The organism is Jannaschia seohaensis (assembly GCF_900116765.1).
GTDB lineage: Bacteria > Pseudomonadota > Alphaproteobacteria > Rhodobacterales > Rhodobacteraceae > Jannaschia > Jannaschia seohaensis.
This window is the reverse complement of the sequence record NZ_UETC01000015.1, coordinates 77,208-95,571: the sequence shown is the minus strand read 5'-3', so window position 1 is coordinate 95,571 and position 18,364 is coordinate 77,208. Positions and strand designations below refer to the sequence as shown.

Genomic DNA, 18,364 nt, shown 5'->3' with positions numbered 1-18,364 from the left:
GACCGCGACATGGCCAAATCGAAATCCCCCTCCCCCTCGCAGAACGCGCCGGAGGACGTGCTGTCCTCGCTCGAAGCGATCCTCGACGAGGTCGCCGCCGAACGGGACGCGCGGGCACGCCTGCTGTCGGGGATGCCGGCGGCCGCGCCAAACGCCAAGTCCAAACCCGCCAAGGCCAAGACCAAAGCCGGCAAGCCGGCCAAGCCCGCCGCCGCGCCCCCGGCCCCGGAAGGCGCGGCCGCGCAGATCGCGGCGCTGGAGGCCAAGCTGGAGAAGGCCCGGACGGGGCTCGTCAATCGGGACGCGCGCATCGCCGATCTCAAGGCCGAGCGCGACGCGCTGCGCGCCGAGATCGAAGAGCTCCGCGCCAGCCGTTCCTGGCGGATCACCGCGCCGCTCCGGCGGCTGCGCGGCTAGGCGCGGTCCGCGCCTCACGGGCGCGCGCGGCGCCGGAGCGGACACCGCACCACCCAGATTCCGCTTGCGCAGCGCGGCCAAACCTGTCAGGCGGCAGGTGCTGACGTTATTCTACTTCGACCCACTGTCTCCCTTCATCCGGCTTCAGTCTTCGATCCAGACCGACCAAGCCGAGATACCGCATCTCCGCGGGTATCGACATGATAAGGAGACCACGGAATGGCCACTGGCACCGTGAAATGGTTCAACACCACCAAAGGCTTCGGCTTCATCGCCCCTGAATCGGGCGGCCGTGACGTATTCGTGCACATCAGTGCCGTCGAGCGTGCGGGCATGACCGGCCTCGCCGACAATCAGAAGGTGACCTTCGACGTCGAATCCGGCCGGGACGGCCGCGAGAGCGCGTCGAACCTGCAGCTTGCCTGATCGCAGCTGACGACGCGGTCGCGGGCGGCGCTCCGGCGCCGCCTCACCCGACCGCCGCTCTCGGTGCCCGCACGGGCCCGAGCTATGCCGGACCGGACACGCCATAGATCTGCGCCCCGGCGCGCATCGATCAGGAACCGCGCCAGGCCCAGCCGCGCCACCGATGCGCCGCCTTCGGGCAAGGCGCCGAGCGCGCGGCGATAGGCCCGCTCGTCCCGGTTCGTCAGAAACCCGCATCGCCCCACGACCAGGTCGAGATCGGCACGGCAGAGCCTGTCCTCCATGCGCCGCGCGTCCCGGACGACAGTGCGGGCAAGGACCGTCAAGGCCCTGTCGACCGGCCCCCGCGCCGGAAAGAGCAACGCGCTGGACGTGACCGCGACCCGCCGCAGGCCGGTCTCCCAGGCGGCCTCGGCGATCGCCTCCGCCGATCTCCAATAGACCGATGTCGCCGTCTTCGTCGGGCTGCGCCCGCCCAGCGTCGAGATCACCGCCTCCTGCCCGGCAAGGACCCCGGCCAGAAACCGGGGATCGCAGCAATCGCCGATGACGGTCCTAAGCCGGTCGGGCCGGGCGCTCGGTCGCGCTGACGCCTTTCGGAATGGACATGCTGGACCATGTCCGCGCGATGGCGCGCGGGGCGGACATGGTGTCCCTCTCGGCCCTGGGGCACGCGCAATCGGTCGAGGGGCTGGTCCGGATCACGGCCTCCGAACTGGTCTCGGCCTATATCCTGCCCCCGCTCGTCCAGGAGATCGGCCGCGACGCGCCCCGGCTCGAGATCGATATCGTCGCGGATAACGGCATTCGGGATCTGGCGCGCCGGGAGGCGGATATCGCCATCCGGCACGCGATGCCGGACCGGCCGAACCTGCGGGCCCGGCGCCTGCGCGACGAGGTCATGCGCGTCTACGCCAGCGCCGCCTATCTCGCGGCCGCGGGGATGCCGACGCGCGAGACCCTCCTCCTCCACCCGGGTGACCGAGACGCCCTGTGCCTTCAGCGCCTGCTCCAGCGTGATCAGCCCCATGACCGAGCCACTTCTGGTCGCCGTCACCACCTTCAAGCTCATGACCGGCGTCCTTCCTCGAGTGTCGGGCTCCCGGCGGAGGCCGGGCCTTCCTGTATTGAATCAGGCCCCCGGGCAAACCGTCATGGCTCCGCCTCGGCCTCGTGGATCACCGGGCGGTAGCGTCCGCCCGGCCCGGCGCCCGGCAAGCGGTGGCGCGCACGGGCGCACACCTCGTCGCCATAGACCAGCAGCTCGATCCGCTCCCCGTCGATGACGGCGCGCAGCTCCGGGCAGATCGACAGCCCGTCGCCCGCCGCCTCGGGGGCATAGGCATTGGCCTCCAACAGCCCGATCCGCATCCCCTGCGCCGCCCGCTCCGCCAGCTGCGCGGCCAGCGCCTCCATGACCGGGCCGGGGCTGCGGAAATCGCCCTCGATCACCAGGTCGAAGGGCGGCCGCGCCTTGAGCCGCGCGGCCCGGTCCGGGCGCATCATGGCGGGCACCGGAAAGGGTCGCTCGGCGGGGTCGCCGGAATAGCGCAAGGCACCCTCGGCCGCGCCCCGGGTCCGGGCCGCGTGATGGTACAGCTGCGCGTCGCGATACTCCTTGCGCACCCCATAGTAATAGCCGTCCACCCCGGTCACCGGGCTGACCGTGACCGAGGCCTCGGATTCGCGCTGGAACGAGAGCGGCCCGGTCGGCAGCCGCTGGATGCTCGCGGGCCCGAACACCGTGCGCACCCGGCGCACGAACTCGTTGTCGGCGCCATAGCGCACCGTGTCCCAGTAGCCGAGCGCGCCCTGCACCGGATCCCTCCGCCACAGGAAGGAGGAGGTGTTGAAGACCGTTAAAGTCCCATTGCCGCGCACCTTCACACAGGAGAGATCCTCCTGCAGGCGCACCTGCTCGGAGGTGCAGCCCATCGTGCCGGGGGTCTGAGCCATGTGCCGCATCTGGGTCTCGATCTTGAGCGGGTGCGACCAGTCATCGGCGTCGTGGAGCGTGATGAAATCGCCCCGGGCTTCGTCCAGGCCGCGGTTGCGCGCGACATAGGCGCCGCCGTTCTGCTCCATCCGGATCAGCCGGATGCGCGGATCGGCGGCGGCGAACGCTTCGACCACGGCGCAGGTGTCGTCGGGGCTCCGGTCGTCGATGACAAGGATCTCCAGGTTGCGCCAGCTCTGCGCCTGGAGCGAGCGTAGCGCGGTGGGGATCATCGCCGCCGCCTCATAGGCGGCCAGCAGCACCGTCACCAGCGGGCCGTCGGTCACGGGCGGCGGCGCGGGCGCGGTCAGCCGGTCATAGGGTGTGGGTCCCTCGGGCAGCAGATCCACCCCCGGCAGGCCATAGCCGGCCAGCATGGCGCGGATCCAGGGCAGCCGGTCCTCGGCGGTCGTTTCGAAATTGGCCCGCGCCAGAAGCGTGTCGGGCGTGACCTCGCCCGCCTCCGCCAGCCGCGCATAGGCGGCGCGCCCGGCCTCCGGGTCGCCCGCCAGGTGATGGGCCAGAAGCTCCGAGATGGCGATCTGGCAGCGCATCTCCAGATCGGGCGCCGCCGCCCGCGCCGCCTCCAGCCAGCCGAGCGCCTGCGCGGCCTCCTCGGGGCCCCGCTGCCGCAGATGCCAGACCGCCAGGTCGCGCGCGGCCAGGGCGCGGCCGCGGGCCGCCGGGTCGGAGCGCGCCATCTCGCGCAGATCCTTGAGCGCCTCCTCGGTGAAGCCCAGCATCAGGAGTTTGTCGCGCACCGCGCGCACGCGCTTGGGCGCGTCTCGCTCGGGGTCGGGGGGCTGGGTCGGCCAGCCCTTCTCGGCCCCTTTCTCGCGAATGTAATGCAGCAGCGGGTTCTCGCCCCGCGCCAGCACCTCGGGGTGCTGTTCCAGATAGAAAAGGGTATCGAAATCCCTGCCCGGGTTGCGCCCCAGGGCGGCGCCGATCGTCAGGTAATGCTCCAGCGGGTCCATCCCCGTCAGGGCCACGTCCGGATAGGTCTCGGCGTACCAGATCCCGTGAACATACCGGGACCGGCGGACAATGTGGCACGCCTTGGCAAGGTCGTGGCGCACCAGCGGGTCGTCCCGAACGGTCAGCATCGTCGTCTCCATCAGCCCGCGCGCGCCCGCCCCGCGCATGCGCCAAGCCTCCCCCGGCACCTACCTCGCTTCCCCGGCACCGGGCCGCAACCCCTTATGACCTTCGCCGCCACACCCGGGCGGGCCCGCGCCCGGGGCGAATTGCATCCCGGGCGCCATCCCCTATGGTGCGGCGACTTTCGCGGGGCTCCAGGGCGCCGCCCGACCCCATGTTTGCCGGAGCCTCCTTCGATGAGCACCAAGATCGCGACCGCGTCCCAACCGGAGACCTCGCTGCCCAGCCTGGACACCGTCCTGCCGGTGTCCCGCCGCGAGATCTACTGGCGCCCGAAATACGTGGCCGATTCGGCGTTTCTCGATCATCTGCCGGTGCTGTTCTGGCTGATGGGCGACCTTCGGCCCCAGAATGTGGTCACGCTGGGCGGCGGCGCGGATGGCTCGGCGGTGGCGCATCTGGCGCTGTGCCAGTCGGTGGAGCGGCTGGGGCTCGACGCGGATTGCACCGGCATCGGGACCTGGCCGGGATCGGAGCAGGGCGAGACCACGCCGCCCGAGGAACTCGCCGATTACGCCGACAGCCAGTATAGCGAATTCGCGCGCCTGGTCTCGGCCTCCGACGCGGTGGCGCCGGGCCTGTTCGACGCAGGCTCCGTCGATCTGCTGGTGGTCGACCGCGCCCTCGACGCCGAGTTGCTCGCCGGACTCGCCGCCTGGGACGACCGGTTCTCGGAGAAGGGCTGCCTGGTACTGCGCGGCACCGAGACCGCGCGCCACGACCCCGCCCTGATCGACGCGCTGGAGCGGCTGCAGGCCGACCGGCCGGTGCTGCGCTTCAGCCATGGCGGCGGGCTCTGGGTGCTGGCGGCGGGCGGCGCCCTGCCCGGGCGGCTGGCGCGGATGGCCGAGCTGGAGGGCGACCGCACGCTCGGGCGGGCCATGAGCCAGGTGTTCCAGCGCCTGGGCAGCGCCTGCACCAACGAGTGGGAGGCGCGGCGCGCCACCCGCATCGAGGGCAAGATCCGCCGCGAACTCTCCGAGCTGCGCCCCGAGGTCGAGCGGCTGAAAGCCGTGGAGACCTCGCTTTCCGCGGAGCTGTCGGAACTGCGCGCCGCCCATGAGGCCCAGAGCGCCGATCTCGACCGCCAGGCGCGGGCGGCCGCCACCGCCGAGCGAGACCGAATGGTGCGCATCACGGCGCTCCAAGCCGATCTTGAACGCCGAAGCCACGCATTGGACACGGCTACAAGTGAGCGCGAAGCCCTCGATGAGGAAATCGAGCGGCTCAAGGCCGCGCTGGAGGCAGCAGCCGGGGAGCGCGGGCCGGAGCTCGCAGAACAGCGCGACGCGGCCGAGATGCCCGGCGCCTCCTCCCCCGCCCAGACCGAGGCGCTGGCCAAGCTGACCGCGCTCCTGGCCGAAGCCGAGGAGCGGGAGGCCGCGCTGGCGCGAGAACTGGCCGCGCGCGGCGGCGCCCCCGCGCCCGCCGCCGATGCGGACCAGGTCGCCGCGCTCAAGGCCAAGATCAAGCGCATCACCAAGAAGGCCGAGCGCGACCGGGCCGCGCTGGAAGAGGACAACCGCCGCCTCACCGAGGACCGCGCCGCCGCGATGCGCACCGTCTCCCAGCTGCGCGCGACGCTCGCCGCGCGCGGCCGGGGCGGCACCGAGGGCGAGGCCGCCCGCGACCTGGCCCTGGGCGAGGCGATGCAGACCTGCGACCGGCTGGAGGCGGAGGTGGCCGAGCTGCGCGACGCCAATGCCCGCCAGGCGCGCGAGCTGGCCACCCTGACGGCGCAGGCCGAGGGGGGCGCCCCCCGCGCCGCCCAGCTGGCCGAGCGCGCCGCCACCGAGCTGGCCCGCTCCGAGCAGGAGGCCCGGGACCTGGCCTCTGCCCTGAGCCAAGCCCTGGAAGAGCTGGAGCGCACCAAGCGCGACCTCGCCCGCATGACCGGCCGCAAGGAGCATCTCGAGGCCCGCATCCGCGCCGAGCTGGGCGGCTGACGCGCCCGGGCCCGCGGGCCCGGGCGGCCGACCCGTCTCAGAACACGTCGCGGAAGCGCGCCGGGATCCGGTGCAGGTTGCGTCCGAGATAGGGCGGCAGGACGCGGTAGATTCCTTTCCTGCCGATCTCGTAACGATCCATCTGGGTCTTAAGATGCCCGGAGAGGTCAAAGCGCCCGTCGATCTTCTTCGCCTCCAGGCTCTCGTATTCGCGATGGAGCAGCTCCGCGCCGGAGATCTTGTAGCGATCCACCTCACGGTCCGCGAACTCGAGGTTCCGGGTGACCTTCATGCGTTCGAGCGCCCAGCCAAGATCGGCATGGCGCAGGTGGAACAGGTAGAGATCGTCGAAGCTCGGGGGCACATTGGCGCCGTGGAAGCCGTGCAGCCACTTGAGCGGCACCCGAGTCATCAGCGGCTTGCACATGCCGCTGACGAACTGGACGGTCGAGCGCTTCCTCAGGATCGTGTCACCCGGCTCCAGCGACGGCTCGGTCGAGACGCGCTGCCGCAGGTTCAGGCCGATCGCGTAGCAGGTCGTGTTCTCCGTCCGGGAGAGGTAGTCCCGCAGCCTCCCTGGAGTTCGACGCTTCGGCTAGGCGGCTTGGTCCCGCTCGAGATCCATGACCTGGCGGATTTTCTCGGCGAGTACGGCCGCCCGCGCATCGAAGGAATGATTCCGCGCGACCCAATCCGCGATCTCCCGGCGCTGGTCGAGATCGACATGGTTCGGGCCGCGAAGGATGGCAGAGAATTCTTCGAAATTATTGAAAATTTCGATATATTCCAACGGCACCAGGTCTTCGAGCCCGCGCACGCTGTCAACCACCAGCCGTCCTCCCGCGCCCAGCACGTCGAACACCCGGTTGGAGACATAGCCCAAGGCGCGCATGTCATCCCAATGATCGCAGATCACGAGGCGGCTCGAGGCATAGAACCCGCCCAGCACCCTGTTCGAGATGACCTCGCCCTTATGACGCTCGTCGGTGATGAAGGGTTGCCACCCCACCCCGTAGATATCGAGGTCGAGCTCCCCCTGAATCGCCCAGCGAACCGGCGTTCGGAAGACGCCCCGTGAATTGGCAACATAGAGATTGCGGTCCGGGCAAGAGTTGATCTCGTCTGGATCGAAGTAGAACCGCGACGTGTCGGTGCATTGCGGCATGAAGTCGATCTTGCCAGGGACCAGCTGTGCGAGCGTCTCCGCGTGGAATTGGGACGCCACGAAGACGTGATCGAATTGGTCGAGTTCAGCGATGCTGACGGCGTTGGGATGGCTGATCAGCCAGAGCAGATTGGTCTGGTGGCGCTTGGGATTGTAGTCCAGCAGACCGCGGAGCACGATGACGGCGTCGTCGGACTCGCTGACACCGGAATACCAGCTCTCCCGGCAATCCACGCGCGCCACATAGCCCTGCCGGCGCAGAGCTGCGGCAAGACTCTGTGCATAGTGATAATCGCCCCATTGCTCACGCTCACGGTAGTGGGCCGCGCATTTGATCGCGATGCGGACGGGGGCATCGGCCGTGAGCCGCGATACGAGTTCGCGCGCGCGGACGTCATACGTGTGGTGGGTGCGGATCACGTCCTGCATCTGGGCCGCGCGTGCGGCCCGGGCCGGCTCGTCGCTGAGCCAGCGATCAAGCTGCTCGGTCAGGCTGTCGGCATCGTGGAAAGTCGGCACAAGATCGCCGAACAGCTCCCGGACGCCCAGCTCGCCATTCGTCAGCAGCAACGCCCCAGAGGCCATGGCATCGAAAACCCGGCTATTGCAACTGCCCCAGGGCTTGGTGGCGATGTTGGCGTCATCGAGGACGACCCGCGTCGAAGCGTAGACGCGTGGGATGGCGGAATAGGCAACCGGCCCTTCGCTGAGTTCCGCGAAAGGCGTGCCCTCCCAGTTGTAGCCAAAGACCTTCCCGTCGCCCGCGACACGCGTGGGATCGAGTTGGAACTCGATCTCGCGGGGGGGGCCAAAGCGACTGCCGGTGAAGGCGTAATCGCAGCGCCAGTCCTCCTTCGGTTCGGCCTCGGCAAATTCGTCATAGCTCGATGCGATCGGAAGCAGGTGGACCGGGCGGCCTGACGCCGCCTCAAGCATCTCGCAGGCGGGCCCGGAAGAAGCGAAGAGATAGTCGTAGGCGTGAAGAGACGGGTCTTCGGCCCAGCGGTCGAACCATTGCCGCATCCAGTTCACGGTCACGAGCCACGGGCTCGCGTTCTTACCCTTCGAGATGTCGAAGCGGTTCACCATCGCCACGACCACGTCGATGCCCGACAGGTCGTACCAGTGCGGCTCGGGGATATAGCGGACATGGCAGGGCAGGATCTTCTGCAGGGCGCGTCCCATCTCCAGCGAGGTATAATATTCGCCCGCGGAGGTCTCGTCGCCCACATCGGCCACCATGAAGGCGAAGACCGGCCGGCTTCCGGTGATGTAGGACGGATCGGTCAGGCCGGACGACTTGATCATCCGGCGCAGCGCCCCGCCCCATCGTTCGGTGAAGATCTCGTTGTTGCGCCGGCGGCGCAGCCCCGCATCCTTCTCTTTCTTGCGACTGAAGCCGCGATGATGGACAATCTCTATATCGCCCGCACAGACGACCTCGAGACCGAGCCGGGTCCGGACCTTGAGACACAGGTCGATATCCTCGAGGCCGTAGGAGTAATCCTCGTCGAAACCTCCCACCGCCTCGAAATCGGCGCGCCGCAGCGCCATGAACGCACCCGTCGCCGCGATCGCGCGCGTGGCCTTCCGCGTGGGGCGGGTCTCCTCGGTGGCGCGGGCTTCGTAGGGGCGCACCCAGCCCTGCGGCGTGGTCCGCCGCTCCAAAAAGACGCCAAGATGCTGGTCGATCGCGAGGTCCTGGTGGCGCGGATCGTCGATATGGTCGCGCAGCCGCACGCCCAGGGCGCCGATCTCGGACCGGCGCATATAGGCGCGCAGCCGCGCGCCGAAGGCCTTGGGAAAGACCAGGTCGTTATTGGCGAAGAGCAGGATGTCGCCCGTCGCCTGCGCGGCGCCGTAATTGTTCGACTCGCTGAAGCTGTAATTGCCGCGCCGCGCGAGGAAGCGGATATCGGCGCCCTCTGCGGCATGGCGCTCGCAGATCTCTCGGGACGTGTCGGTCGAACTGTGATCGACGACGATCCATTCGATCTCGCCGCTCAGATCCTCGGGGGGCAGCGAAGCGAACATCTCGTCGAGCAGGTCCGCCCCGTTGAGATTGAGCACGATCACCGAGATCCGGCCGGTCAGGGCCAGCGGCTCGGCCGGCCCCGGAGTCCAGGTCCGGGGCGCCTCCAGCACGGCGGGCGCCACGACCCCGGCCGGCAGCGCGGTCCGCAGGTGCGCCTTGCTCAGCAGCCCGATCCCGCAGACGGGGCGGATTTCGAAGTCGGTCTCGCGCATCACCGAGGCGTTCGGCGGAAGCTCGAACTCGAAGCCGTTGAAGCCGGCATTGCCGTAGAGGTCCTGGATGTCGCGCCGGTAGTTCTGCGTCTTGCAGTAAGAGAAAGGCTTCCCATCGCGCCAGAGCACAAGCTCGACTTGGCTGTCGGGCTCTTCCGGGCAGATCGCCCAGCCGGTGATGACGCTCGTGTCGAAGCCATCGACCTGTCCGGTCACCGATCCGTAAAGGGGCATGGCCGGGACGGGTAGCGTGGGCGCACGTCCCTTTGCCGATCCGTCTTGACGGTCGAGCGCAATGTGCATCCGGGGCAAGCCGGGCGCCGAGGCGACGCGCAGCCAGATCAGCTTCTCGGCCTGTTTGGGGCGGATCGGCGCCGAGAACTCGAACCGAAAGGCCCGCTCCGCGTCGAGACTGGTCCGCTCCGCGATGGGCGCGCGAGCCACTGTCGCGGCGATGACGTCGTCGTCGCAGATCAGTTCCAGGCGCACGGGCATGCCGGGATAGATGGGATGCACCACGTTGCCCATGACGGTCAGCCAGCCGTCCCTGATCTGCGCGGCGGAAATGTCGAAGACCCCCTCGATTGGGGCGCCGCTTCCGGTTCCGGCCGGGGTGCCGGTCCAGATCGGAGCCGACTCCTCTCCCGCCGCGGTCAACTGCAGGACGGCCCCGTCATCCAGCGGCGGGTCGAATTGGATATCCAGACCGTCCGCGATGCGGGGCCCTCCGAAAATCAGATCGGCCTCGCCTGTCCCGACCGACCCCGACCGGCGGGCTCCTCCCAACTCGCGCCAGGACAGATCAGACGGAGCGGCGTCCGACAGGACCCAGCCCGACAGATTCGACGGCGAGAGCGACACTGAGACAGCGTAGACGGCGGGTCGCGCCAGGCAGGCCCCAGGCCCCGACATCGCCGGCCGCACGGCGAAATGAGCCAGCGGATGCACGTCGTTCGACAGCAACGCCGCATGTTCCTCCGGCGAAACCGGAACCGAAACCTGCTTGATCGAGACGTCCATCAGGGTGATCTCGGACGCTGTGGGGAGGTCGACGACCAGGCTCGGCCGGAAGCGCCCCGTAAAACCTGTATGCAGGTAGGCCCCGGCCACCTCGTGCCAACTGCCGCAGTTCAACATGACGGTCCGAACCAACATCCCCGGAAAGGGACGGTGTGAGTCAGTCTTGAGGTTGGTCTTGGCAAGGAAGGGCTTGATCCCGGCCGTGGCCCCCTTGCGGTCGATGCGCAGCAGGATGCGGGCGCCCAGAACACCGGTCTCGGGAGCCTCGATCGGCAGGCGCAGCCGGACCCAGCCGCCGCCGGGCGCCGTCCGGATCAGATGGCCGGACTGCCCGTCGACCTCGATGGGCCGGACCTGGACCGGGGCGGAGGCCGCCCCCGGCTTCCACTCGACCCTGAGCCCGTTCCCCAGACCGATCTCGGTGTCGGGTTGGACTTCGGTCTCCGCTGTCGAAGATTTTGTTTCCAAGGGCTTAATTCTCCCTGAAGGTCGCACGAGTGAGCGGAGGAAACGGCCCAGTCAATGGGGCTGCGTATCGCATAGTCGAAACCGAATGTATAGAAATCCGCACCGCGCCGTTCTTCGCCGTTCTTCCGCGCAGGCGACAAGCCCATCTATTTCATCCATGTCCCAGAATGCGCGGGAACTTCGGTCGAAACCTATCTATCGGCGCGGTTCGGGTTCCTCGCCTTCAAGAATGCGGACTTCTACCGCCGACTGGCCCGCCAGGCGCTGGCCTTAAAGCGCGCCGCGGCACGTTCCGCTCGAAGATCTCAGACGGCTCGTCCCGCCTCCGACTTGATCCCCGGCAAGAGGGGGCGTGCCAAGATCTTTCGTTTGAAAGACGGGCTGATCCAGCCGGTCAAGTGGCTCGACACGCAAGTCGGAGACGCATCGGGCCCGCGCCGCCTTCACCGTCTCCCCAGAGGCGCGCGCCCGCATCCGCGCGCTCCACGCCGAGGATTTCGAGCGCTTCGGCTACGGCGCGCAGGACGAGACCCGGTACTGACGGGGCCGGGCCGGTCAGTCGGCGTCGTCCTCCGGCATCAGCCGGGCGACCAGCTCGTCGGCGATCGGATTGGGCAGGCGATGCGCGGCATCGAGGAAGCGTACGACCTTCTGGTCCCCCGCGGCGGCGGGCGGCGGCGGGCACATCATCAGGTCCGCATAGGCGTCCAGGATCCGGGACGACATGAAGTCGAGATAGGGATCCGACCGGCGCAGGATCGACTTGCGCGCATGCGCCTCGAAATGCGCGGACAGCTCGGCAAAGAGGTCGGAGGCCTCCAGGCGCTCCGCCCGCCTCATGTAGCGGCGCCGCAGGTCGGTCCCCGGACGCCGCCCCGCGGCGGCCGCGCGCTCGTTGAGCACTCGGATCGCCTCGACCCGCGCCGGCGGGTAGGAGGCGTTGCGGTCCGCCGCGAACGGGTCGAGCGCGCCGGTATCGACGGAGATCAGCTCGCAGACGGGCGCGAGCGCCTCGAGCGGACCGGGGCCGATGGCGGCATAGGGGAAGATATGGACCCGGTCGCGGCCCAGGGCGCTGACCCAGCGGTCGAGCACGATATGCGGCCGCAGGTGGCGCGCGAACACCGCCTCGGTGAAGCCCATGGCCTTGATCAGGTATTCGGGCCAGGTCTCGTGCCCGCCCTGCTTGATGGTCTCCTGCCAATGCGACGGCCACAGCATGTGGAAGTCCCGGTAGTAGAACAGGACATGGATGTCGTAGCCGTCGAAGAGGCCCAGCAGCGTCTCGATCTGCTCGGGCTCCAGCCGCGTGAAGTTCTCCGTGCTCAGCACGACGGTCTCGTAGGGCGCGACCTCCTTCAGGAGCGGGTCGAACGCGTCGGTCCCGGGCTCCGAGAGGCGCGTCACCACCTCGTGATGCCCCGGTTTCACCAGCATGGTCCTCGGATAGCAGACGCCCTTCTCGCGCAGGCGGGCGGCGTTGGCGACCAGGTTGGACTGCACATAGGTGGAGGCGGTCTTGTGCGGCCCGATATGCAGGAGAAGCTTCTTCATGATGTCGTGTCCCTATCGGGGGGCGTTCCGGGCGCGGGCCCGGATCGTCCGGCGCCCCCGGCGCGTCCTATTCCTCAAGTAGTCCTGCCAGATAGCTTCCGTAATCGTTCTTTCCGAACTTGGCCGCCCGTTCCGTAAGGGCGTCGGCGTCGATCCAGCCCTGGCGATAGGCGATCTCGTCGGGGCTGCCGGTCTGGAGGCCCTGGCGGCGCTCCAGCGTGCGCACGAAATTGCCCGCGTCCAGAAGGCTGCCATGGGTGCCGGTGTCGAGCCACGCATAGCCCCGCCCCATCCGCTCGACCGAGAGCAGCCCCTCGGACAGATACATCTCCAGGAGCGTCGTGATCTCCAGCTCGCCCCGGGCGGAGGGCTGCACCTCAGCGGCCCGCCGCGGCGCGTCCCCGTCGAGGAAGTAGAGCCCCGTGACCGCGAAGTTCGAGGGCGGCACCTCGGGCTTCTCGATGATCGCCTTCGCCCGGCCCTCGGGATCGAAATCGACCACGCCATAGCGCTCGGGATCGGCCACGCGATAGCCGAAGACGGTGCCGCCCGCGGGCTTGGCGTCGGCCCGCATCAACATCTCCGGCAGGCCGTGGCCGAAGAAGATGTTGTCCCCCAGCACCAGCGCGGAGGGCGCGCCCGCCAGGAACGCCTCGGCCAGCAGATAGGCCTGGGCCAGCCCGTCGGGCGAGGGCTGCTCGACATAGGTGAAGGACATCCCCCATTGCGAGCCGTCGCCCAGGGTGCGCTGGAACTGCGCGGCGTCCTGCGGCGTGGTGATGATGCAGACCTCGCGGATGCCGCCCAGCATCAGCACCGAGATGGGATAGTAGATCATCGGCTTGTCGTAGACCGGCAGCAGCTGCTTGGAGACGCCCAGCGTGATCGGGTAGAGCCGCGTGCCCGAGCCCCCCGCGAGAATGATGCCCTTGCGTGTCGTCATGAATGGATGTCCTCGAGATAGGCTCTGATCATGTGTCGCGGCCTGCAGCCCCGCAGTGCCGAAGGCAACCCCGTAGGGTGGGCATCACCATGCCCACCACCCCCTACGCCCCCAGCTCGGCCAGGACGGCGTCGAGCCCCGCGCGCCAGTCGGGCGGCGCGATGCCGTGCTCGGCCATCAGTTTCGCGCCGTCCATCCGCGAGTTGAGTGGCCGCGCGGCGGGGGTCGGGTAGTCGGTCGTGGGGATGCCGGTCACCGCCACCTCCCGCCCGGCGCGCGCGAATGTTTCGCGTGCGAAACCCGCCCAGGAGACATGCGGCACGCCGCCATAGTGATAGGTGCCCCCTGGCGCGCCCTCCCGCAACCGGTCGGCCAGGGTCAGGAGCGTGGCCGCGATATCGGCGGCCGGCGTCGGCCCGCCGATCTGGTCGTCGACCACGCTCAGCGCGTCGCGGGTCTCGGAGAGGCGCAGCATCGTCTTCACGAAATTCGCCCCATGGGCGGAGAACACCCAGGAGGTGCGCAAGATGACATGGGCCCCGCCCGCGTCCCGCACCGCCGCCTCGCCGGCGAGCTTGGTGCGGCCATAGGCGCCCAGCGGTCCGGTGGGCGCGTCCTCGGTCCAGGGATCCGTACCGCTGCCGTCGAAGACATAGTCGGTCGAGACATGCAGGAAGGGGATGCCGAGGGCGGCACATTCCCGCGCCATGGCGCCGGGCGCCTCGGCGTTGACCAGGCGCGCGGTCTCCTCCCCCTCCTCGGCGCGGTCGACGGCGGTGTAGGCGGCGGCGTTGATCACGGCCTCCGGCGCCCGCTCCCGGATCGCGGCCGCGCAGGCCTCCGGGTCCGTCAGGTCGGCCGCGTCCCGGCCCAGAAAAGTGGCCCCAGGGGCACGCCGCGCCAGTTCCGTGGCGACCTGCCCGGTCCTCCCGAAGACGAGTAGCCTCGCGTCATCCATGTCCGAATCCTTCCCGATCATAGGAAATGCGTCTTGAGCCTGAGGCAGGGCTTCTCCACCACATGCCAGCTGAAGGCCGCGAAGATCGACACCATCGCCAGCGACAGCGCCGCATGGAGCAGAAAGGCGCCTTCCGCCCAGCCGCTCGCGGAGACGACCTGCTGCAGCGGGAAGGCATAGAGATAGATCCCGTAGGAATAGTCCCCCTTCCGCAGCAGCGTCGCCCGGGGCAGGTCGTTGAGCCCCAGCCAGACCGTCAGGTAGGCCACCGGGAGCGGCGCGTAGAAATAGAGCTGCGGCGAGGCGAGCAGGGCCGCCGAGGCGACCAGGGCGGCCGCCGCCAGCCCCGGATGGAACGGCACCCTGTCGCGCCAGGCATAGAGCAGCGCCCCCGCCAGGAAGCACAGCACGAGGATCCGCGGGATCTCGACGCGCGCGCCGGTGGCCTGCTGCAGGTTGGGCTCGACCTCGGGGCTGCCGATCAGCAGGTCCTTGAGCGCGATCACCACCCCCCTGCCCGAGGTGAACCCCATCAGCACCACCAGCAGGGTGACCGCGACGAAGGCCGCCAGCACGGCATAGCGGCTACGGAACACCCCCATGAGCGACAGCACCACGAGGTAGATGTAGCATTCCAGCTCGTAGGGGACCGTCCAGAGCGAGCCGTTGACGACCCGGGGATAGACGTTGTCCTCGAAGAGGCCGGGCAGCTCGTAGCGGATCAGCCCGACGATGTTGAGGAAGTAGAGAAAGAAGTCCCGGTGGCTGAAATACTCCCCCAGGGCCAGGGAGGTGAAGATCGGCCCCAGCAGGAAGACCGCCAGCAGCACCTCCACCGTCAGCGCCGGGAACAGGCGCAGCCCGCGGAAGACGAGATAGACCTTGATCGAGTTCGCCCGGTAGAGCGAGCTCGTGACCAGGAAGCCCGAGAGCGCGAAGAACATCGGCAGGATGAGCGCGACCGGGATGCTGACCGCCAGCCCGGCCATGGCCGCGTCGATCGCCTCGCGCCCGTAGGTCAGCCCGTAGGAGTGCCAGACGAGCACCGCGACGGCCAGGACGATGCGCAGGTAGTCGAACCCGCTGGTCTTGCCGTCATGGCGCTCGAACTGGTCGGCGAGGCTGGCGGCGGGAGGAGGAGAGGTCGCGGCGGCGTCCCTCATACGGGCGATCCGGCCTTCCCGCGGCCCAGCCGCTCGCCCACGCCCTTGCGCCCCTGCAGCGCGCGCCACCAGTCCTCGTTGGCGAGATACCAGTCGACGGTGCGTTCCAGCCCCTCCTCGACCGTGACCGAGGGCGTCCAGCCCAGCTCCTCGCGGATGCGGGTCGCGTCGATGGCGTAGCGGGCGTCATGGCCGGGGCGGTCGGCGACGAAGGTGATCTGGTCGGCGTAGCTGCCCTCGGGTTTCGGCCGCTTCTCGTCCAGGATCGCGCAGAGCGCGCGGACCAGCTCCAGGTTGGTGCGTTCGTTGTCGCCGCCGATATTGTAGCTGCGCCCGATCTGGCCCCGCTCCAAGGCGATCAGCAGCGCCTCGGCATGGTCCTCGACATAGAGCCAGTCGCGCACGTTCGAGCCGTCGCCATAGATCGGCAGCGGCTTGCCGGCGAGCGCGTTCAGGATGATGACCGGGATCAGCTTTTCGGGGAAGTGGAAGGGCCCGTAATTGTTGGAGCAGTTGGTCAGCACCACCGGTAGCCCATAGGTCTCGTGCCAGGCCCGCACCAGATGGTCGGAGGCCGCCTTGGACGCGCTATAGGGCGAGCGCGGGTCGTAGGGCGTGTCCTCGGTGAACTTGACCTCCGGGTCGGGCGGCAGCGAGCCGAACACCTCGTCGGTGGAGATGTGGTGGAAGCGGAAGCTCTCGGGCTTGCCCTGCCCCACCCAGTAGCTCCGGGCCGCCTCCAGCATGTTGTAGGTGCCGGTGATGTTGGTCTCGACGAAATCGCCCGGCCCGTCGATGCTCCGGTCGACATGGGACTCGGCGGCGAGATGCATGACCGCGTCCGGGGCATGGGCGGCGAAGATGCGGTCCAGCGCGGCGCGGTCGCGGATATCGGCATGCTCGAAGGCATAGAGGGGGCTGTCCGCCACCGAGGCCACGTTGTCGAGGCAGGCCGCATAGGTCAGCGCGTCCAGGTTGACGACGGCATGGCCGCGGGCCACCGCCGCGCGCACCACCGCCGAGCCGATGAAGCCCGCGCCGCCGGTAATCAGGATCTTCATGCGCGCGCCTCCCACGGGAACGGTCCCTCATAGGTGAAGGGCGTCTCGAAATCGGAGAATGCCTGCGCCGCCGCGTCCTTCTCCGAGAGCACCGGGTCGCCCTCGACCCCCCAATCGATCCCGCAGCTATCCCACCGCACCGCGCCGTCGCAGGCAGGGGAATAGACGTCCGAGCACTTGTAGACGATCTCGGTATCCGGCTCCCGGGTGACGAAGCCATGGAGGAACCCCACGGGGACCAGCAATTGCTTACCGTTCTCGAAGGAGAGCTCCTCGCCCACCCATTGCCCATAGGTCGGCGAGCCGCGGCGCATGTCGACGGCCACATCGTAGAGCCGCCCGCGCCCGCAGCGCACCAGCTTGGCCTGGGCATGGGGCGGTGCCTGGAAATGCAGGCCGCGCAGGGTGCCGACGCTCCGCGATAGCGAATGATTGTCCTGGACGAAGTCGATCTCGATACCATGCTGGGCCAGCTTCGGCCGCGACCAGCTCTCCGAGAAGAAGCCGCGCGCGTCGCCATGGCGCGCGGGCTCGATCAGCAGGACGCCCGGCAGGGCGGTGGCGGTGACCTTCATATCGACTCCCTGGACAATCGTGATGCCCCGGGGCCTAGCGCGGACGCGCCCGGATGTCAGGCCCTCTCGCGCAGGGCGCGCGTCAGTCGATCTGCACGAAGACCGCGCCGGTGACGTGATCGGCTGTCCCCCCTTGGGTGCAGATCAGGTTGACCGCCACCCCCTGCCCCACCGGGAGCGGCGCGCCCGAGAAGTCGGCGGTGGCCGTCGCCACGCCCGAGCCGGGATAGGCGACACTCAGCGCGAAGCCCGGCTGCGCCACCCCGTCCAGCGCCACCTGCAACTCGGTCGTGCCCGCGCCCCCCGCGACCGAGACCGAAGCCCCCAGCACCCTCCCCGCGAAGGGCATCGCCGGCCCCACCACCGAGAGCGAGCCATTGCCGATCGACAGCAGATTGCCCACCGTCAGCCCCGACTGATGCGCCCCCGTCACCGTCACGATCTGACCGCCGAGCGGCCCCGCCGCCGAGCCCGTGCCCGCATAGCCGCCCGGCAGACGCACCGCGCCCGTGGCGGCCGCGATCGCGAGCCCGTCATGGAAGGTCGCGCCATCGGCGCTGACCTTGACGGCGAAATCGTCCGAGCCCGCCAGCCCCATCTCGGCCCGGCCCGAGAAGCCGGTCTGGAACAGCAGGCTCGCCGTGTCGGAGGGGGCGGCCTTGTTGACCTTGATCTGGTGGCCCGCGCCCTCGTGGCTGAGCAGCGTGGCGGGGGCCGCGACCGTCAACCGGTTGGTGGCATCCGCCGTCGCGTTCAGCCCCAGCATGGCGGGCCGCGCCCAGACGGCGCCGTCGAAGATGCGCTCCGCCGCCTCGGCCAGCACCTGCACCCGCCAGCCCGCCCGGGGCAGATGGAACACCCAGCCACCATTCGAGAAGGCGGCGAGCGTGCCGTCGCGCCCGGCCCAGACGCCGGTGGCTGGGGCGGCCACCAGATGCCGGTCGCCCTCGGCCGGCGCGGCGGGCGGCGCGGTCCGGTCGGCATCCAGCGCCACCGGCAGCACGAGCGCGTCCAGCGCTGCCACCGCCTCGTTATGGGTGACGTGTTTCTGGGCCTGAGCCTCCTGGATCAGGGGCAGGTCGAGCAGGGGCGTGGTCTGGGACATGGGGCGCGGGCTCCGGAGCTGGGATCGACGGGGGAGCCTCCGCCGGAGCAGTTAACGGATCGTTAAGCTCCCCCGGGGCACGCCGCGCGCCCCCTTCTTCTGGCCAAAAATACTCATGGCCGGACGGATCGACCGGGCGCTGTCTCATGGATCTGGCAC

The 18,364-nt window shown here is 69.2% G+C and carries 15 protein-coding genes; 4 read left to right on the top strand and 11 right to left on the bottom strand.

The genetic code is table 11. The features are described from left to right. The first annotated feature begins 9 nt into the window (after positions 1–9). Both DTQ71_RS23680 and DTQ71_RS20180 read left to right on the top strand, forming a co-directional pair. Complete coding sequence (locus DTQ71_RS23680; RefSeq protein WP_170125517.1) at positions 10–417, top strand: hypothetical protein; 408 nt, start codon at positions 10–12, stop codon at positions 415–417. A gap of 219 nt (positions 418–636) precedes the next feature. Next, entirely contained in the window at positions 637–843 is a 207-nt protein-coding gene (locus DTQ71_RS20180) for a cold-shock protein (RefSeq protein ID WP_109566103.1), read from the top strand. Here the strand turns inward: DTQ71_RS20180 and DTQ71_RS24990 are convergent. Continuing rightward, the gene (locus DTQ71_RS24990) at positions 771–1,523 is read right to left on the bottom strand and encodes an NAD(P)H-binding protein (protein WP_109566102.1); all 753 of its coding nucleotides are present in this window, start codon (positions 1,521–1,523) and stop codon (positions 771–773) included. The genes DTQ71_RS20180 and DTQ71_RS24990 overlap by 73 nt on opposite strands. Here DTQ71_RS24990 and DTQ71_RS20170 point away from each other — a divergent pair. Further along, a complete protein-coding gene (locus tag DTQ71_RS20170) occupies positions 1,445–2,035 on the top strand; it encodes a LysR substrate-binding domain-containing protein (protein ID WP_109566101.1) in 591 nt (196 codons plus the stop codon). The genes DTQ71_RS24990 and DTQ71_RS20170 overlap by 79 nt on opposite strands. Here DTQ71_RS20170 and DTQ71_RS20165 read toward each other — a convergent pair. Beyond that, positions 1,996–3,984, bottom strand: coding sequence for a glycosyltransferase family 2 protein (locus DTQ71_RS20165; RefSeq protein ID WP_109566100.1), 1,989 nt, complete (start codon positions 3,982–3,984; stop codon positions 1,996–1,998). The two genes, DTQ71_RS20170 and DTQ71_RS20165, sit on opposite strands and share 40 nt — an antisense overlap. A gap of 192 nt (positions 3,985–4,176) precedes the next feature. Here DTQ71_RS20165 and DTQ71_RS20160 point away from each other — a divergent pair, with 192 nt between their 5' ends. After that, complete coding sequence (locus DTQ71_RS20160) at positions 4,177–5,946, top strand: coiled-coil domain-containing protein (RefSeq protein WP_109566099.1); 1,770 nt, start codon at positions 4,177–4,179, stop codon at positions 5,944–5,946. Positions 5,947–5,983: 37 nt separating this feature from the next. Here the strand turns inward: DTQ71_RS20160 and DTQ71_RS20155 are convergent, their stop codons facing one another. The 9 genes from DTQ71_RS20155 to DTQ71_RS23905 form a co-directional block, all read right to left on the bottom strand. Next, complete coding sequence (locus DTQ71_RS20155; protein WP_109566098.1) at positions 5,984–6,373, bottom strand: hypothetical protein; 390 nt, start codon at positions 6,371–6,373, stop codon at positions 5,984–5,986. 168 nt (positions 6,374–6,541) lie between these two features. Next, on the bottom strand, positions 6,542–10,846 hold the full coding sequence (locus DTQ71_RS20150; protein WP_109566097.1) for a glycosyltransferase family protein: 4,305 nt from the start codon (positions 10,844–10,846) through the stop codon (positions 6,542–6,544). Between the two features lie 555 nt (positions 10,847–11,401). Continuing rightward, on the bottom strand, positions 11,402–12,400 hold the full coding sequence (locus DTQ71_RS20145) for a hypothetical protein (protein ID WP_109566096.1): 999 nt from the start codon (positions 12,398–12,400) through the stop codon (positions 11,402–11,404). Between the two features lie 67 nt (positions 12,401–12,467). Beyond that, positions 12,468–13,343 (bottom strand): glucose-1-phosphate thymidylyltransferase RfbA, encoded by an 876-nt coding sequence (gene rfbA / locus DTQ71_RS20140; RefSeq protein ID WP_109566095.1) that lies wholly within the window; start codon positions 13,341–13,343, stop codon positions 12,468–12,470. A gap of 103 nt (positions 13,344–13,446) precedes the next feature. Then, positions 13,447–14,301 carry a dTDP-4-dehydrorhamnose reductase gene (gene rfbD / locus DTQ71_RS20135; protein ID WP_109566120.1) on the bottom strand — a complete coding sequence of 285 codons (855 nt, stop codon included), beginning with the start codon at positions 14,299–14,301 and terminating at the stop codon, positions 13,447–13,449. Positions 14,302–14,318: 17 nt separating this feature from the next. Next, the gene (locus DTQ71_RS20130) at positions 14,319–15,464 is read right to left on the bottom strand and encodes an acyltransferase family protein (protein ID WP_109566094.1); all 1,146 of its coding nucleotides are present in this window, start codon (positions 15,462–15,464) and stop codon (positions 14,319–14,321) included. After that, the gene (gene rfbB, locus DTQ71_RS20125; protein WP_109566093.1) at positions 15,461–16,525 is read right to left on the bottom strand and encodes a dTDP-glucose 4,6-dehydratase; all 1,065 of its coding nucleotides are present in this window, start codon (positions 16,523–16,525) and stop codon (positions 15,461–15,463) included. The genes DTQ71_RS20130 and rfbB overlap by 4 nt, the downstream gene beginning before the upstream one ends. Then, positions 16,522–17,100 (bottom strand): dTDP-4-dehydrorhamnose 3,5-epimerase, encoded by a 579-nt coding sequence (gene rfbC / locus DTQ71_RS20120; protein ID WP_109566092.1) that lies wholly within the window; start codon positions 17,098–17,100, stop codon positions 16,522–16,524. The genes rfbB and rfbC overlap by 4 nt, the downstream gene beginning before the upstream one ends. An 82-nt stretch (positions 17,101–17,182) precedes the next feature. Next, positions 17,183–18,205, bottom strand: coding sequence for a DUF2793 domain-containing protein (locus tag DTQ71_RS23905; protein WP_211317168.1), 1,023 nt, complete (start codon positions 18,203–18,205; stop codon positions 17,183–17,185). Positions 18,206–18,364: the final 159 nt, after the last annotated feature.

What these genes read in the sequence shown, in the direction of transcription:
- DTQ71_RS23680 (WP_170125517.1), top strand. Translation starts at nt 10, where the DNA reads ATGGCCAAATCGAAATCCCCCTCCCCCTCGCAGAACGCGCCGGAGGAC.
- DTQ71_RS20180 (WP_109566103.1), top strand. Translation starts at nt 637, where the DNA reads ATGGCCACTGGCACCGTGAAATGGTTCAACACCACCAAAGGCTTCGGC.
- DTQ71_RS20170 (WP_109566101.1), top strand. Translation starts at nt 1,445, where the DNA reads ATGGACATGCTGGACCATGTCCGCGCGATGGCGCGCGGGGCGGACATG.
- DTQ71_RS20165 (WP_109566100.1), bottom strand. Translation starts at nt 3,984, where the DNA reads ATGCGCGGGGCGGGCGCGCGCGGGCTGATGGAGACGACGATGCTGACC.
- DTQ71_RS20160 (WP_109566099.1), top strand. Translation starts at nt 4,177, where the DNA reads ATGAGCACCAAGATCGCGACCGCGTCCCAACCGGAGACCTCGCTGCCC.
- DTQ71_RS20155 (WP_109566098.1), bottom strand. Translation starts at nt 6,373, where the DNA reads ATGTGCAAGCCGCTGATGACTCGGGTGCCGCTCAAGTGGCTGCACGGC.
- DTQ71_RS20145 (WP_109566096.1), bottom strand. Translation starts at nt 12,400, where the DNA reads ATGAAGAAGCTTCTCCTGCATATCGGGCCGCACAAGACCGCCTCCACC.
- rfbA (WP_109566095.1), bottom strand. Translation starts at nt 13,343, where the DNA reads ATGACGACACGCAAGGGCATCATTCTCGCGGGGGGCTCGGGCACGCGG.
- rfbD (WP_109566120.1), bottom strand. Translation starts at nt 14,301, where the DNA reads ATGGATGACGCGAGGCTACTCGTCTTCGGGAGGACCGGGCAGGTCGCC.
- DTQ71_RS20130 (WP_109566094.1), bottom strand. Translation starts at nt 15,464, where the DNA reads ATGAGGGACGCCGCCGCGACCTCTCCTCCTCCCGCCGCCAGCCTCGCC.
- rfbB (WP_109566093.1), bottom strand. Translation starts at nt 16,525, where the DNA reads ATGAAGATCCTGATTACCGGCGGCGCGGGCTTCATCGGCTCGGCGGTG.
- rfbC (WP_109566092.1), bottom strand. Translation starts at nt 17,100, where the DNA reads ATGAAGGTCACCGCCACCGCCCTGCCGGGCGTCCTGCTGATCGAGCCC.
- DTQ71_RS23905 (WP_211317168.1), bottom strand. Translation starts at nt 18,205, where the DNA reads ATGTCCCAGACCACGCCCCTGCTCGACCTGCCCCTGATCCAGGAGGCT.